At 26.0% G+C, this 15,798-nt stretch carries 17 protein-coding genes; 3 read left to right on the forward strand and 14 right to left on the reverse strand.

Translation table 11 applies throughout. From position 1 onward, the window contains the following. The first annotated feature begins 56 nt into the window (after positions 1–56). Positions 57–1,187: a metallophosphoesterase gene (locus BN6774_RS12075; RefSeq protein WP_066894038.1), complete on the forward strand. Its 1,131-nt coding sequence runs from the start codon at positions 57–59 to the stop codon at positions 1,185–1,187. Positions 1,188–1,323: 136 nt separating this feature from the next. On the opposite strand, the gene BN6774_RS12080 is transcribed toward BN6774_RS12075, so the two are convergent. The 11 genes from BN6774_RS12080 to BN6774_RS12130 all read right to left on the reverse strand — a co-directional run bounded on the left by BN6774_RS12080 (position 1,324) and on the right by BN6774_RS12130 (position 11,929). Beyond that, the gene (locus tag BN6774_RS12080; protein WP_066894040.1) at positions 1,324–3,099 is read right to left on the reverse strand and encodes a M3 family oligoendopeptidase; all 1,776 of its coding nucleotides are present in this window, start codon (positions 3,097–3,099) and stop codon (positions 1,324–1,326) included. A gap of 69 nt (positions 3,100–3,168) precedes the next feature. After that, positions 3,169–3,852 (reverse strand): helix-turn-helix domain-containing protein, encoded by a 684-nt coding sequence (locus tag BN6774_RS12085; RefSeq protein ID WP_066894043.1) that lies wholly within the window; start codon positions 3,850–3,852, stop codon positions 3,169–3,171. 183 nt (positions 3,853–4,035) lie between these two features. Next, positions 4,036–4,377, reverse strand: coding sequence for an FMN-binding protein (locus tag BN6774_RS12090; protein WP_066894045.1), 342 nt, complete (start codon positions 4,375–4,377; stop codon positions 4,036–4,038). Positions 4,378–4,400: 23 nt separating this feature from the next. Further along, complete coding sequence (locus BN6774_RS12095; protein ID WP_066894048.1) at positions 4,401–5,825, reverse strand: flavocytochrome c; 1,425 nt, start codon at positions 5,823–5,825, stop codon at positions 4,401–4,403. 111 nt (positions 5,826–5,936) lie between these two features. After that, positions 5,937–6,620: a response regulator gene (locus tag BN6774_RS12100; RefSeq protein ID WP_066894051.1), complete on the reverse strand. Its 684-nt coding sequence runs from the start codon at positions 6,618–6,620 to the stop codon at positions 5,937–5,939. Continuing rightward, positions 6,620–8,158 carry an ATP-binding protein gene (locus tag BN6774_RS12105; protein ID WP_066894054.1) on the reverse strand — a complete coding sequence of 513 codons (1,539 nt, stop codon included), beginning with the start codon at positions 8,156–8,158 and terminating at the stop codon, positions 6,620–6,622. Before BN6774_RS12105 ends, BN6774_RS12100 begins: the two co-directional genes overlap by 1 nt. A gap of 162 nt (positions 8,159–8,320) precedes the next feature. Beyond that, positions 8,321–8,893: a hypothetical protein gene (locus BN6774_RS12110; protein WP_066894057.1), complete on the reverse strand. Its 573-nt coding sequence runs from the start codon at positions 8,891–8,893 to the stop codon at positions 8,321–8,323. A gap of 84 nt (positions 8,894–8,977) precedes the next feature. After that, on the reverse strand, positions 8,978–9,385 hold the full coding sequence (locus tag BN6774_RS12115; RefSeq protein WP_066894060.1) for a rhodanese-like domain-containing protein: 408 nt from the start codon (positions 9,383–9,385) through the stop codon (positions 8,978–8,980). Between the two features lie 72 nt (positions 9,386–9,457). Then, positions 9,458–10,597 carry an AlbA family DNA-binding domain-containing protein gene (locus BN6774_RS12120; RefSeq protein ID WP_066894063.1) on the reverse strand — a complete coding sequence of 380 codons (1,140 nt, stop codon included), beginning with the start codon at positions 10,595–10,597 and terminating at the stop codon, positions 9,458–9,460. An 87-nt stretch (positions 10,598–10,684) separates the two neighbouring features. Beyond that, the gene (locus BN6774_RS12125) at positions 10,685–11,236 is read right to left on the reverse strand and encodes a TlpA family protein disulfide reductase (RefSeq protein ID WP_066894065.1); all 552 of its coding nucleotides are present in this window, start codon (positions 11,234–11,236) and stop codon (positions 10,685–10,687) included. A 12-nt stretch (positions 11,237–11,248) separates the two neighbouring features. Beyond that, positions 11,249–11,929 (reverse strand): cytochrome c biogenesis CcdA family protein, encoded by a 681-nt coding sequence (locus BN6774_RS12130; protein ID WP_066894068.1) that lies wholly within the window; start codon positions 11,927–11,929, stop codon positions 11,249–11,251. A gap of 177 nt (positions 11,930–12,106) precedes the next feature. On the opposite strand from BN6774_RS12130, the gene BN6774_RS12135 reads away from it, so the two are divergent. Further along, a complete protein-coding gene (locus tag BN6774_RS12135; protein WP_066894071.1) occupies positions 12,107–12,955 on the forward strand; it encodes a DegV family protein in 849 nt (282 codons plus the stop codon). A 110-nt stretch (positions 12,956–13,065) separates the two neighbouring features. On the opposite strand, the gene BN6774_RS12140 is transcribed toward BN6774_RS12135, so the two are convergent. Both BN6774_RS12140 and BN6774_RS12145 read right to left on the reverse strand, forming a co-directional pair. Beyond that, complete coding sequence (locus tag BN6774_RS12140; RefSeq protein ID WP_066894074.1) at positions 13,066–13,491, reverse strand: DUF3783 domain-containing protein; 426 nt, start codon at positions 13,489–13,491, stop codon at positions 13,066–13,068. Positions 13,492–13,548: 57 nt separating this feature from the next. Further along, positions 13,549–14,073, reverse strand: coding sequence for a putative ABC transporter permease (locus BN6774_RS12145; protein ID WP_066894077.1), 525 nt, complete (start codon positions 14,071–14,073; stop codon positions 13,549–13,551). 166 nt (positions 14,074–14,239) lie between these two features. On the opposite strand from BN6774_RS12145, the gene BN6774_RS12150 reads away from it, so the two are divergent. Beyond that, positions 14,240–15,079 (forward strand): cation diffusion facilitator family transporter, encoded by an 840-nt coding sequence (locus BN6774_RS12150; RefSeq protein ID WP_328586448.1) that lies wholly within the window; start codon positions 14,240–14,242, stop codon positions 15,077–15,079. A 34-nt stretch (positions 15,080–15,113) separates the two neighbouring features. Here the strand turns inward: BN6774_RS12150 and BN6774_RS12155 are convergent, their stop codons facing one another. Continuing rightward, entirely contained in the window at positions 15,114–15,788 is a 675-nt protein-coding gene (locus tag BN6774_RS12155; RefSeq protein WP_066894083.1) for a potassium channel family protein, read from the reverse strand. Positions 15,789–15,798: the final 10 nt, after the last annotated feature.

The following is a 15,798-nucleotide window of genomic DNA, read 5'->3' on the forward strand; positions in this document are numbered from 1 at the left end:
TTTACAAAAATTGCTAATATGCTATAATTATTAAAAATATTAAGGAGTTGTTTAATTTGAAAGAAAAATATATTATAATATTTACTATTTTTATTAGTCTATATTCTTTAATAAATTATTATATAGGTAAAGTTATATTTAAAAACATAAATTATTTTTTCAATATATCACCTTTAATATTTTGGACTTTTTTTTGGATGCTTGCATTTTCTTATATAATATCAATAATATCTAACAAATTTTTATCTTATAAAATAATTGATTTGTTTTCTTTAATAGGTGCTTACTGGCTAGGATTAATAATGTATTCACTTTTAACTTTTCCACTCTTAAGCCTTTTAAACTATATATTAAAAAAATCATTTTATTTTAATAATGAAATATATAAATTCGAAGCTATATTAATAACTTTATTGCTTTTTATAATCTTATTAATAGGAAATTATAATGCTAAACACTCATATGTAAAAACTTTTGATATTAAATTACATAACAAAAACTTAGAATATCCTTTAAATATAGTTATGGTTTCCGATATACATTTAGGTAATATTGTTAAAAATAATAGACTAAAAAACATGGTTATAGAAATAAATAAATTAAATCCAGATATAATAATAATTGCTGGAGATATTATAGATAGTGATATTAATCCATTTCTAAATAATAATATGGCAATAGAGTTTTCAAAACTTAGATCAAAATATGGAACTTTTGCTACCTTAGGCAATCACGATATACTAACAAAATCTGAAGAGAAAATAGTAAATATACTTAATGAAAATTCTGTTAAAGTCTTAAGGGACGAAGCAATTCTAATTAATGATAGTTTTTATATTATTGGACGTGATGATATTTCTGTAGATAAACTTAATAATAAACCTAGACTTTCATTAAATGATTTAACAATAAATTTAGACAAAAATAAACCATTAATTCTAATAGATCATAACCCTAAATATGTTAATGAAAGCTTAGATAACAATATTGATTTACAACTATCTGGTCATACTCATAAAGGTCAAATAAGCCCTGGCAATATAGTTACAAATAAACTATTTGATATTCATTATGGATATTTTAAAAAAGATAGTCTAAATGTTGTAGTATCTTCAGGCTACGGAACCTGGGGACCTCCTCTAAGACTAGGAAGTAAAAGCGAAATAGTTCAAATTAACTTAAAATAAAAAATGAAATTATATAGGCTTTTTCATATGATAACATTTTTATAATTTCCTATACATTAAAAATGGAGCTGTTTTATCAACTGCTCCATTTAGTTTTACAATATTTAATTTCATTTCTACACTATATAACTGTAATCTATATTTCGTAACTTAACTCTATAAATTTCTCTATATCTTCTTCGATTACTTTTAATGAATTTCTCCAAAAATTAACATCATGAACATCAATATTCATTATCTTAGTTACATCCGCAACCATATTTTTGCCTGTAACTGCTAATAAATCTTCATATTCCTTGCAGAAGCTATCTCCTCTATTTAAGTATTCAGCATATAATCCCTTAGCAAATAGATTTCCAAAAGCATATGGGAAGTTATAGAAATTTGCGCTAGCATAATAATAATGTGGTTTCCAAGTCCACATATACTTATGCAGATAATTATTATCTAAGCCATCTCCGTAAGCTTCTTGTTGAGCCTTAATCATGGCATTATTTATTTCTTCTACCGATAAGGAGCTTTCTTTTCTCTTTTCAAAAACTTCACTTTCAAACAAAAATCTTGAGTATATATCAACTATTACTTGATTACAATCTGAAATTTCTGCTTCTAGAATTGCAAATGCCTCTTCCTTACCAGCTTCTTTTATTGCACTTTTCTTAATTATTATTTCACAGAAATTTGATGCAGTTTCTGCTAAAGTCATAGGATATTCTGAGTTTAACATTGTTTCTTTATTCAAACATTCACCATGAAAGCCATGTCCAAGCTCATGAGCCATAGTTACAACATCACTAAAACTATCACCATAATTCAATAATATTCTGCTCTCTCCAATGTCTTTCACACTAGCACAAAAAGCGCCTCCAACCTTACCTTCCTTTGGATATACATCTATCCAATTATTTTCAAAAGCTTTAAGGGCAAAGTTAGCTAAATTATCACTAAAACTTCTAAAATTCTTTTCAACAAAAGCCTTACCTTCTTCAAAGCTAAACTTCATTTCTTTTTCTATTACAGGAGCATATAAATCATAAAATGGAAGTCCATTATTATGTCCTAAAAGTTCTGCTTTTCTTCTTAAATATTTTCTAAATGTAGGTAAACTTTCCTTTATAGCTGTAAGCATAGCATTTAGAATATCTTCATCCATTCTTGATTCTTCTAAAGTCATATGAAGAGGTGATTTATAGCCTTTAAGTTCAGAAGTAGTTATAACTTCACCTTTAATACCATTTAAAGCAGCTGCTACACCTTCTTCAATTTTCTCATAAGATTTTATTTCTGCTTCGTAAGCTTTCTTTCTTAAGTTAGAATCCTTGCTATAAGCCATATTTAAAACCATAGTAAGAGGAATAGATTCTTCCTTCCCATCTATTTCAATATCCACTTTGTGTGTTGATATTAAATAATCTTTATAATTTGACCAAGCATCTGATCCTGTAGTCTTCATCTTAGCAATTATAGATTCTTCCTTATCACTTAACATATATTTATTTTTTTGAATTATTTCCTTAATTATGAATTCATGTTCCTTTAATAATTTAGATGAATTTATAACTTCATTTATATTTTCTATAGATGCTATCCATTTATATATTTTAGTTAACGGTTCTGCTAAAAGGCTAGACTTAGCATTTATAACATCTAAGTATTTTCTCCCCTCAGCATTTTTTGAATCTGCACTTATAGTTAAACTTGCAAAGGACCCAGTTTTGCTTATTAATAAATAAATTTTTTCCATTTTATTTATTACAGTTTCTAATGTTTCCTCAATATTAGCACTATTATTTAACTCTCCAGAAAATACCTTTAAACTATTGATTTCTTTATCTATCATATTTAAATCATCAAGAAACTTTTTTGATGTAAATGAATCATATAGTTCTTTTAAACTCCAATTATTTGACATTCAATTGCCCCCTTTAATCTTTTATTACGATTATATTCTTAACTTAATATTTTTTCAATAAATATCCAACTATATAGTATAATTTTTATTTCTAAACTTTAATGGAGAAATACCAACTAGTTTTTTAAAAGTGTTAGTAAAGTGACTTTGATCATGAAACCCTAGTAAAATACTTATTTCTAAAATACTCTTTTCAGTACTTAAAAGTAGCGTCTTTGCTCTTTCTATTTTTATTTCTCTAAGATATCTCATTATTGATATTCCCTTATACTTTTTAAAACAAGTAGAAGCATATCCAACTGATATATTTAAATTCTTACATATCTCTTCTAAAGATGTGTGATTTTCTATATTTAAATGAAGTGCTTGAAGAAGTTTGTTAACTGTAAAACTATCTGTTATTTCAGTATCATTAATAAGCAAATCCATATATTCATTTATCATATTTAATTCTATTTCTTGCAATCCTTGAATAGAAGTAGATTCTTTTATTTTTCTATAAAATTTATTATACATTGGATGTAAATATTTTTTAGCTATTCCGTTTCTTATAATTTCTCTTGTATAAATTGCATTCCAAATTATTAAATCATCCCTCTTATGATCTTTATCAACATCATCATTAACCTCTGAAATATGTTTTTCCTTAATAGTTTTTATTATTTCTTCTTTATCCCTAGATTCAATTAGTAAAGACATCTTGTTATTAAAAATATTAAAATCTGATTCAAAGCTTTCATATCCATCATTCATAACTATTCTCTCCCCATATACATGATAATTATATACATATTATATTCTATTTATTAAAAGCCCTTCAATATCTTACTAAAATTTTACATCAAAATCATCAATTTGTATATTTTTATATAAAAATTAAACAGGTAATCTATTCAATAAATTACCTGTTTGTATATTAAAATTTAAGGGTTAATTTTATTTTGAAGCTGATTCTAAAGCATTATTAATGGCCTCTATTACTCCTTTAGATGAGCTTGTAGCACCTGATATAGCTTGTACATCTTCCGTTCCTTGTTTTTCTATTACTTCTGGAACTAAATTTTCTTCAACACCTTCAACTAAAGTTTTAGTTTCATTATGTTCAACTAATTTAATTTCTGAAATCTTGCCCTTTTCAACTACGACTTCTACCTTTATGACTCCAGAAGCTCCTTGTCCTTCACCAGTATAATTACCATCAATGTATTTTCCACCACAACCAACTAATAACATAGCTAATAGTGAAATTGATCCAATAACTTTAATTGTTTTTTTCATTATTCTTCCTCCATTAGTTATTATTAATTATTTATAAATACTGCTGCATTTTTCCCAGCTGTTCTACCATAAGTTACTATATCAGCTAAAGCGTTTCCACCAAGTCTATTTCCACCATGAACTCCTCCAGTAACTTCTCCTGCTGCAAATAATCCTGGAATCACATTTCCATCTTTATTAATAACTTCAGCGTTAGTATTAATTTTTATTCCACCCATAGTATGATGCACCGCTGGAGTAACAGGTATAGCATATACTTTTCCGTTATTCAACTGTCTAGGAAGATCTTCTCTATTAAATTCTGAATCTTTTTTTGCTGCTACAGCATCATTATATTTTTTAATGCTATTAACCATATTTTCTTTATCTATAGATAATTTTTCTGCTAATTCTTCAACAGAATCTGCTTCTGTTACTAATCCCATATTAAAATACTCTTCTGTAGCTTTTAAACTTTCTCTAAGTCCATCATCAAAGAATAAGTAAGCAATACCATCTTTTTGTTCTAATATAGCTTTAGATACAACATCTCTAGTTAGTAATTCATTTGTAAATCTCTTACCATCTTTATTTATAAGTATTGCGCCATTACCTCTAACAGCTTCTGTAACCATTACAGCCTTTTCAGGAACAACTGTAGGATGAGTTTGAATTTCTCCCATATCAACGAAGTCTGCTCCAAGCTTTTCAGCTAAAACTATTCCATCTCCAGTTGCACCATTATGATTTGTTGTAGCAAATCCCTTTAAATCTTCCTTATAAGAAACTACCATTTCTTGATTTGCTGAGAATCCACCAGCAGCTATAACTACTGCTTTAGTATTAATTGTATATTCTTTACCTTCTTTATCGATAACCTTTACTCCAGAAACCTTACCTTCTTTATCTAATACTATTTCTTTTGCTTCATTCCAAAGTCTTAAATCTACTTTTTCATTTTCAGCAGCTACTTTTAAAGTATCTACTAAATGTGCTCCAACAGCAGCTCCCCCAGTAGGTCTATGTGTTCTATAGTTTGTAGAACCTGCCATTTTACCTACATCTGTAAGATCTGCTCCAAGTTCAGTTAACCATGCTACTGAGTCCTTTGCTTCATTTGCTAATTTTTCTACTAATTCTAGGTTATTTTTATTATATCCACCCTTCATTGTGTCATCAATCATAGTTTGTATTGAGTCTTCTATATTTTTAGCTTTTTGTTGTTCTGTTTCTGCTGCATTTAATCCACCCGTAGCTCTATTAGTATTTCCTCCTACCATAGGCATTTTTTCTAAAAGCACAACATTTTCTACACCTTCTTGTTTAGCTTGTACAGCTGCAGATAAACCCGCTCCACCAGCTCCTATGATAACTATGTCAGCAGTTTCTTTCTTAGAACCGCACCCAACTAATGTTGTAGGAACTAAAATTAAAGCTGACATGATTAACGCTAAAGTTCTCTTTTTCATGTATTATTTCTCCCCTTAACTTATAGTTTTTTTACAACATTAGTATATTTGTTAATTAATAAACATTCAATATTATGCTCTTATTGTTTATTTTGGTCTTTTTGTTCTCAATTATTTCATTTTATAATAATTAGTAGGTCTTCCTATTTTTCCATATTCTTGATAAATATCAACCTTGTTTTCTTCAACCATTTTTTCTAAATATCTTCTTGCTGTGACTCTTGCAAGACCGCATCCTTTGGCAATTTCTTCAGCTGTTAATTTTTCATTTCTTTTATTTTTTATAAATTCTATTACTTTATTGTATGTATTTAAATTTAACCCCTTACAAAGATCAACTTCTTCCTTATCTTCTATATTTATATTTAAAATATATTTATCTATATAATTTTGATTAATATCTTCAGTGTTTTTTAACTCTATAAATCTATTTTTATAGTTAATTAGTGCTTCTTTAAATCTTTCAAATTTAAAAGGCTTTATTAAATAATCTATAGCTCCATATTTGAAAGCTTCATCTACTGATAACTTACATTTATCTGCTGTTATTAAAATAGTATCTAAATAAAGTTCTTCTACTCTTATCCACTTTAAGAAGTCAATTCCTTTACCATCAGGTAGAAATACATCTAATAAAATTAAATCAATTTCAATTTTTCTAACTTTTCTTTTAGCTTCTTCTATACTACTTGCATCATCGACAACTTCAAATTCTCCTAGCTTTTCTAGAAATTTTTTGTTTATTTCTTTAACCATAGGATCATCTTCTACAATAAAAACTTTAATCTTATTCATTAAATTTCTACCTCCCATATTGTTATTTCATCAGATGTTAAATTTAAATTTCCATTTAAAGAAGTTACTATATTTTTAACATTATATAGTCCTAATCCTCTAAGACTTCCTTTAGTACTATATCCTCTATTAAATATTTTTTCTTTTAAATCATCATTTATTTTTCTTCCATTATTTTTTATGACTATATTTATTTTTTCTGTTTGAAAAATTCCTATATAAATGTATCCATCTTTCTTTCCTTTAACTTCTTCTATAGAATTCTCAAGTAAGTTTCCTATTATAGTCAGTATTTCTTGTATCATAATATTACTTGGAATTTCTTTCAAAAAGGAATCCTCATCAATTTCAAATTTTATTTTAAGTTCATCAGCCTTGTTATATTTTGAAAAAATTAATCCTTGAATAGATAGTTCTTTTATCTTTTTTAAAGAATCTGTTATAATTCCTCTTGTTTCAGTTGTTTGAAAAATGTACTCTAAAGCCTTATCATTTTCCTCTAATTGAATTAATCCAGCAATTGTATGTAGCTTGTTCATAAACTCATGATTTTGAGCTCTAAGATTCCAAGTTAATTCTTTTACACCTGTCAATTCTTCAGCCATATTGTGAACTTTTGTAAAATCCTGAAAGCTTGCTATAGCACCTATTATTTTCCCATACTCCCCAATAATACTATAGAAATTCCCCATAATTATAATATTATTTTTAAGTCTTATTTCTTTATTAAATATCCTGCCTCTTCTATATATAACTTCGTAAAGCAAATTAATTATTTTTTCATCTATTTCTTGAAATGAACCTATCTTTAATATTTCATAAGCCTTACTATTAATAACAGTAACTTCTCCTAAATTGTTAATTGCAATTAACCCCTCCTCAATATTATTTATAATTGATTCTTTTTCTCTTAGTTCATTTGCAATCTCTTCTGGCTCTAATCCATAAATATCTGATTTAATATTTCTAGCTAATTTTTTTGCTAGAAATATAATAATTACTAGAACTCCAACAAACACAGGAATAAGACCTATAAAATACTCTCTAGCTTCACTAACTATATCTCTTTTTAAAATCCCAACAGATACAGCTCCAACCTGAACACCATCTTTATATATAGGTGTAAATCCTCTTAAGGATTTCCCTAAATGACCTTCTCCTTCTGAAACATAGGTTTCTCCATCACTTAAAACTAATTTTTCATCTCCTCCAATGAACTTTCTCCCTATATTATCTGGAATTGGATGTGAATATCTTATCCCATCATTATTCATAACAGTAATAAATAATAAACCTGTCTTTAATCTTACTCTTTCAGTAAAATTTTGAATTTTTAGATGAGTTGGATCTGCATTATTAGCTAATTCGTTTTGTATCATAGGATTTGAAGATACAACAAAAGCTATATCTATTAAACTCTTTCCTATTGCATCTGTTACCTTAAACTTAATTATCTCTAAAGAAAATACACTTATAATTAATATAACAGTTATAAAAATTCCAATAGTCAATCTAGTTAATTTTTTTTCTAACCTCATTTTTACCTCTTCTTCTTAATATATAATATAAATTATTATATATTAAAAAACTTATATATTTAAGTATATTTATTTCTTTAGCTTATTTTAACTCGTTTAAATTAAGCTACTTTTAATCAAATAAAAAAGAACCATTATAAAATGATTCTTTAAATTTAAACTTTATTTTATTATGTTTAATACATATTCTTTAAATTCATCAAATGATCCTTTAATTATTGATGCTCCCTTATTTATCTTTTCACTCATAAAATTATATTCTGCTGATCCATAATTAAAGCTTGCACTAGATACTATTATACTAGAATCAATTACTCTATAGTTTACATTTGAAAGCATAACATCCTTACAAAATTCTGCAAAATCATTTGCTTTTTCTAGATTGCCTTCACTTGCTATATTTAAATTAAATTTAAATAAGCTATATCCTCCTATTAATGGAACCATTTGTCCATTGCCCATGTAAAACACTTTTCCCATATTGTAGAAATACTTCATGTTTCCATAAGTCATAGTCCTAAACTCATTATTTATTTCTAAATTATCGTTATCTAAAGCTTCAAATTTAGTAACTATATCATCCCAAGCTCTTGCTTCAGAAGTTTTATTATTATTTATAACAGTTTTAAATTGTTCAAAAGCCTTATCTAAATCTTTTTCTTTATTCACTACTGATCCATTTACTGAAACACTATATTCATTATTTTCATATATTAATTCCACTTTACTATTCATATTAAACTCCCCTGTTCTATAATCCTATTATTATTTAATAATAATTATTATAACATAATTTATGATTTTTTCAACTAATTAATTTTATTTAACCAATTCATATGGCCAATCATTTATCCCTCCAAAATCATATATGTTAGTATACCCCATTTGTAATAATAAATCAGCGGCTTTTTCACTTCTATTTCCGCTTCTACAATAAATTAATATTTTTTGATCTTTATTAATTAATTTAGTTTCTGCATCATCTTCTAAATTATCTATTGGAATTAGTATACTATTTTCAATATGTCCATTATTGTACTCCTCTTGGCTTCTAACGTCTAATACTATAGTATTACTATCTTTCATTTCTTCTTTAGCTTGAACAGCACTTATTTTTATTATTTTATTAATTTCATTTATATTATTTACATCTTTGTTCAAGTTAGAACACCCTGAAATTATAAATATACTTAAAGCCGTTAATATTACAATTAGAAATTTTTTCAAACTTATCACCTCAATTTTATTATAAACTAAATAAGAGAATAGGTTTGTGATTTTATCACAAACCTACTTCTCTTATTTAAATGCATTTATTCCAGATAAAACAACTTTAAAATAATCTTCTTTTATAGAGTTAATAAATCTTACTTTCCCAATACTCACAAAAGTTTTTTTTATTCTATAAAATCCTAATCCATCATTTAAAAACCTTTTATTATCATCTAGAGTTATTAATTTTTCATATAGCCACATATTTCTTTTGCTTTGACAGATATCTCTCCTAGTAATTAAAGCTCCAGGGCTTATAATTTTAATTTCTTTAAAATCAATATATACTTCAATAAACTTATCATAAGTAGAATAATCTCTATACAAAACAGCATTATTAATTGATTCCATTATAGCTTTTATTGGATAATTTCTAGGAAAAATATCTAATATTTCTTTTTCAAATTTATCTATAATTTCTAATATACTTCCTTGTATTATTATTATTTCATCTTTTTTCTTATTTATTTTATTTATTATTTTTATCATATTATGAGGTAACCACATACTATTATAGCTAGAAAATACAAGAAGTCCTCCAAGAGAACAATTAATTTTTCCACCTTCTTTATCTCTTTTAGTAATTCCTGCACTTTCTAAAAGAAAATCTTTATTATCATCATTAATTTCTATTCCTTTATTTTTGAAATAATTTTTAATTAAATCCTCATTTAAAAAGCTACTATCACTCTTATTTATCATAGCAGTTTCCATAAAAAAATCTAAATTTTCTTCAAAAGCTTCTATTAACTCTTGTTTTCTCATTGTATCAGTTGTAGAGCCTCTTCTTATATAAAAAGCTCCATTTTCTCTAATTTGATATGGCTTCTGATCTCCAGAAAATATAGTAATTATACATAATTTCTTACTTCCAATAAAAATATTATCTACAGCTATAGGTATAGGTGGTTCACATCTAGAAGCTATAATTTGTTGTAGTTGCTCTTCCCTTATAACATCTCCTTCTTCTAAGCCTATAACTTTTTTCGTTTTGTCTTCAATTCCAACTATTATATACCCTCTCCCACCTCGTGAGTTTGCTATTGCACAAATATCTTTTGCTATTTCTTTTTTACTACTTTCATGTTCAAGGGATAGCTTTAATTTAAAATCTAATTTTATTCCTTCTTCTTTCTTTATCAAAGAAAGTAATTTTTTGCTATCCATTTATACCTCCACCTATATTATCTTTATAATATATTACTCAAAAAATAATGATAGAAACATTATTTAATAATATTTCTATCATTTGTATTATTTTATTATCTTTTCTATATTAGTCTTTAGCATATCTTCATCTATTAATCCTTCTCTATCATAAGATATCTTACCGTTTATATCTATAAATATTGTTCTTGGTATTCCCATTATAGTATAAGTATTGGCAGCATTTAAATCTTCATCGAATAAGACTTTCATATCTAAATTATTATCCTTTAAAAACTTTATTGCTTTTTCCTTTGTTTCTCTTTTACCATCTGTTAAATTCACCATTAAAATCTCAACTTGATCACCATATTTTTTTATTGCATCTTCAAAATAAGGCATTTCAGCTTTACATGGACCACACCAACTTGCCCAAATATTTACTACTACTGGCTTTTTGCCTTTGAAATCTGATAAATTAACTTTATTTCCCTCTTCGTCATACGCAGTAAAATCTCTAGCTTCTTTCATATTTGTTGAAGATATATTATTATCAATTTCATTATATGATCCTGATAAATAACTATATCCAAATTTCACTATTAATATTAATAACACTAATGAAACTAATAATACTACTAATTTTTGCTTATCCTTCAAATCAATCCCCTCCTAAATAAATGTTAACCAAGATAATAATAAATTTAAATATCCAGTCATCATAAGTAATCCTATTATTATTAATAATACTCCTGAAATAGCATTTATAATCTTGTAATTTTTCTTAATAAATTTAAATGCACCTTTTAGGCTATCTATAAGTAATGCAGATATTATAAAAGGAATTCCCAAGCCTAAGCTATAAGCTAAAAGCATAAATACTCCCTTTAATGTATCTTGACTATTAGCTGCTATCATCAGGGCTGATCCTAAAAATGTTCCCACGCATGGAGTCCATCCAATTGCAAATATCATTCCAAAGATAATTGATGCTGTTAAATTAAGATCATTTAAATTAGTCTTATTTTTAAGTTTAAAACTTCTTTCTAATAAAGGAATTTTAAATATTCCAATATAATTTAGTCCAAATATTATTAATAATAAACCTGCAATTATATTAAATGTTGTCATATATTTTTGTATAAAAACCCCAAAGGTGCCAGATGCCGCTCCTAAAATCGTAAATATTACTGAAAATCCAACTACAAAACCAATAGAATTAATTAAAGCATTGCTATTCTTTTTACCCTCATTACCTCCCATAAAATATGAAATGTATATAGGTAACATAGGTAGAATACATGGGGAAATAAACGTTATTATTCCCTCTAAAAAAAGAATAAAATAATTCACTTAACCACTCCTTTTCCTTTTTTATTAATATATCATAATATTTAAAATAACTAAATAAGTTACTTTTATGATACCTAGATACACCTAAAATATCATATAGTTTTATAAACTACATATTGCATACATTAATATTTTATAGTATATTATTAATATACTATGATTGAAAGGGATGTTGTAATGAATAAAATTGCTTTAATAACAGATAGTACTTGTGGATTACCTAAAGAATACGTAGAGAAATATAATGTTAAAATTGCTTCTTTGAAAATACTTTATAAAGATAAAGAATTTATAGATGGAGTTAATATTACTCCCGATGAAGTTTATTCAAAATTACCATATGAACTTCCTACAACTTCTATGCCTTCTGTAGAGGATGTATCTATTTTATATGATAGTTTAGTAAAAGAAGGATACACTCATGCAGTAGTTCTACCTGTATCTTCTGGATTATCTGGAACTATTAATAGTTTTAGATTAGCTAGTGAAAACTTTAAAAACATAAATACATTCATTTTCGATACAAAAATATTATCTATGGCAGTGGGTTTAATGGTTATTGAAGTAGGAAAAATGATAGAAGCTAATAAAAATTTTGAGTATATTTGTGATAAAATTCCAAAGTTAAGAGAAAATTTATGGATGTATTTTACAGTAGACACATTAGAATATTTAATTAAAGGTGGAAGAATAGGAAAAGTAACTGGTGGAATAGGAGAAATTCTTAATTTAAAACCTATAATAACCATGGATGAAGATGGTGCTTACACAACTTTCACTAAGGTAAGAGGCTCAAAACAAGCTTTTAAAAAGCTAGCTTCCTTAGCTTCAAATATCTTAGATAAAGGAAAAGGAAAGGTAATTGTTATGACTGGTACAATGCATGAAGAAGCTGAAAAACTTAAAGAAATATTAAAATCTCATCATAACACAACCTTTATGTACAAAGGTACTATAACTCCTGCTGTTGGAATTCATTCAGGTCCAAGATTATTAGCAGTAGCTGTTATGAAGGAACTTGTATAAAAATATTGGCATTTTTATAATAAAAAATTAAGAATGAAGAATTAAGTTTTGCTATTCAAAACACCCTTAATTCTTCATTCTTAATTTAAAGATTGCTTCTCAATCTTATATTATTCTTCATGATCATAAGACTTTCCAGATTGCATTGCTATTTTTTCAGCAGCTAAATTCTTTAATAAAATATCTACTGTCCATTCCTTAGAAGTTTCAGTAACTGTAGCCTTTAAAACATTGTTTAATCTAAATTTTTTTAAGTTTTCTATAAACAATCCAATTTTAGCTCCTGGTATATTATTAAATATTATAGCTCTGCTCTTAACTCCATCTTCAGCATCATTTAATAAGTTTCCATCCAAAACATCTTTAACTAATGTATTTCCATTTTTATAGCTTATAACGATTTTATCCCTTATTCCAAGCATTCCTGCTAAGTTTCCTACAGTTTTAACTTCTTTTCCATTAAAATTACATAATATAATGCAACTTCTTCCTTCATTAATTGTAGTTTCTTTGGTATCTAATAATTCAAATGACATATTGTTCTCCTTTTATAAATAAAATTTCTTATTTATATCATATAAAATTACTAAGAATTAAGCAACCTTGAATTTTTTAAGCTTTAACTTTGTTCTTAATGTAAAAACTAAATCTATTGCTATAATTAATATCATTACTAAATTAAATACTTTAAAATACTTCTCTAAACTTATGTAAAAATTATTTATAAATGGTTGAACATAATTTATTCCTAAATAACATAAAATCATCCAATAAAAAGAAAATCTTAATGTTACTAACCCCTTATAGTTAAACTTTAATTTTGAATAATCCCAGTACTTCTCATTAAATAAATTTAAAATTAAATATCCACTTGTAAATTCTACTACTGTTGGAACTATAAAATATAATAATAGTCTGACAATTATGTTAAAATTATAATACTTATCAAGTAAAACTAATATGGTAAATGCTATGCCATACATAGGTTTATAAGGTCCCCTTAAAAAACCATCTTTTTTAAAATTTCCTGTAATTATATAGTTATATACTCCTTCAATTATCCATCCTACTATAGAATATAATATTAAATTAAATATAGTAAAATTTATTATTGTCATATTAACACCATCCCTTAATAAATTTCTTCCTTAGTTTAACCATTTTTCTTTCTAAAATACACATATTTATATATTGTAACTTTTATAGTTAATAAGAATAAAATAAACTATATTAATTTATAAGGGAGAGATTAAAATAGAGTTAACTTATAAAAAAGTCAAAACCATACTAATAATACTTTTGGGTGCTAACTTATTTGTTGCAATATCTAAAATTATAGTAGGTTTAATAATTAATAGCTCTAGTGTAATGGCTGATGGTTTTCACTCTATATCAGATAGTGCATCTAATATAGTTGGAATTATAGGAATAACCTTAGCATCTAAGCCTAAAGATAATGAACATCCATATGGGCATAAAAAATTCGAAACTATTTCAAGTATAATTATAGGTTTAATGCTCTTGATACTAGGATTTAATGTTATTAAAACCTCTATTTATAAACTGTTTAATCCCTCTATCTTAGAAATTTCCTTTGTAAGCTTACTTATAATATTAATAACTTTAGCCATAAATATTTTCGTTGCTATATATGAAAATAAGCAAGGGCATAAATTAAATAGTCAATTATTAATAGCTGACTCTCTTCATACTAAAAGCGATATATTTGTTTCTATTGGAGTTCTATTTGCTCTACTAACAATGAAATTAGGACTTCCCCCTATTGTTGATACAATTACCTCATTTATTGTTGCTCTATTTATCTTACATGCATCCTATGAAATAATTAAAGATAATCTTTCATCACTAACTGATAAAATTATGATAGAAGAAGAAGCTATTTTAGATATTCTTAAAGAATTTAAATCCATTAAGGATATCCATAACATTAGGTCTAGAGGACATAAAGATTATATTTTCTTAGATATGCATATTAAAGTAGATTCTAACTTAAAAGTTGATGAGGCTCATAAACTAGTACATGATATTGAAGATACTCTTTCTCATAGACTTAATAAAAAAATTGACTTAATAATTCATGTTGAACCTATTCTTGTAAAATAAAAGATGCTAAGGCATATTATGCCCTAGCATCTTTTTATCGACTATATAAATAATCTTCAAATCTTCTTATACTATCTTTTTTACCTATTACTACTATTAAGTCATTTTCCCTTAAAATAAAGTTAGGATCTAATTCAATAATAGTCTCATCATTTCTTTCTAACGCAATTATATTTAATCCAAACTCATTCCTAATTTTAGATTTAAGAACTGATTTTCCATCTATAATTTCTGTAGCTCTTATTTCTTCTATATGAATATCATTATTTAACTCTATAAACTCTAAAGCTTCCTCATTTAATAATCTATTTGCAATTCTTATTGCCATATCATTTTCAGGATACACAATCTCTGCACCTATTTTTTTTAATACACAGCCTTGCTCATAAGTATTAGCCTTTGCAATTACTCTCTTAACCCCCATATTTATAATATTTAAAGTTGTTAATATACTAACATCTATTTTTTCACCAATACAAATAAATACAGTCTCACAATTTTGTATTCCTGTTTCTTCTAGAGTTTCTTTAGATAAGTTATTTACTACAAATGCATTATCAGTAAAAGATCTAATTTGTTTTATTTTATTTTCATCACTATCAAGAACTATAACATCCTTACCTGCTTCAATTAAGGTTTTAGCTAATGCAAAACCAAATCTCCCTATTCCTATTATTCCAAATTCTATTGATGCCTTATGATTAAACATATATATCCCC

This window comes from Clostridium nigeriense, from assembly GCF_900086595.1.
In the GTDB taxonomy this organism is placed as follows: Bacteria; Bacillota; Clostridia; order Clostridiales; family Clostridiaceae; genus Clostridium; species Clostridium nigeriense.

What these genes read in the sequence shown, in the direction of transcription:
- BN6774_RS12080 (WP_066894040.1), bottom strand. Translation starts at nt 3,099, where the DNA reads ATGTCAAATAATTGGAGTTTAAAAGAACTATATGATTCATTTACATCA.
- BN6774_RS12085 (WP_066894043.1), bottom strand. Translation starts at nt 3,852, where the DNA reads ATGAATGATGGATATGAAAGCTTTGAATCAGATTTTAATATTTTTAAT.
- BN6774_RS12090 (WP_066894045.1), bottom strand. Translation starts at nt 4,377, where the DNA reads ATGAAAAAAACAATTAAAGTTATTGGATCAATTTCACTATTAGCTATG.
- BN6774_RS12095 (WP_066894048.1), bottom strand. Translation starts at nt 5,825, where the DNA reads ATGAAAAAGAGAACTTTAGCGTTAATCATGTCAGCTTTAATTTTAGTT.
- BN6774_RS12100 (WP_066894051.1), bottom strand. Translation starts at nt 6,620, where the DNA reads ATGAATAAGATTAAAGTTTTTATTGTAGAAGATGATCCTATGGTTAAA.
- BN6774_RS12105 (WP_066894054.1), bottom strand. Translation starts at nt 8,158, where the DNA reads ATGAGGTTAGAAAAAAAATTAACTAGATTGACTATTGGAATTTTTATA.
- BN6774_RS12110 (WP_066894057.1), bottom strand. Translation starts at nt 8,893, where the DNA reads ATGAATAGTAAAGTGGAATTAATATATGAAAATAATGAATATAGTGTT.
- BN6774_RS12120 (WP_066894063.1), bottom strand. Translation starts at nt 10,597, where the DNA reads ATGGATAGCAAAAAATTACTTTCTTTGATAAAGAAAGAAGAAGGAATA.
- BN6774_RS12135 (WP_066894071.1), top strand. Translation starts at nt 12,107, where the DNA reads ATGAATAAAATTGCTTTAATAACAGATAGTACTTGTGGATTACCTAAA.
- BN6774_RS12140 (WP_066894074.1), bottom strand. Translation starts at nt 13,491, where the DNA reads ATGTCATTTGAATTATTAGATACCAAAGAAACTACAATTAATGAAGGA.
- BN6774_RS12145 (WP_066894077.1), bottom strand. Translation starts at nt 14,073, where the DNA reads ATGACAATAATAAATTTTACTATATTTAATTTAATATTATATTCTATA.
- BN6774_RS12155 (WP_066894083.1), bottom strand. Translation starts at nt 15,788, where the DNA reads ATGTTTAATCATAAGGCATCAATAGAATTTGGAATAATAGGAATAGGG.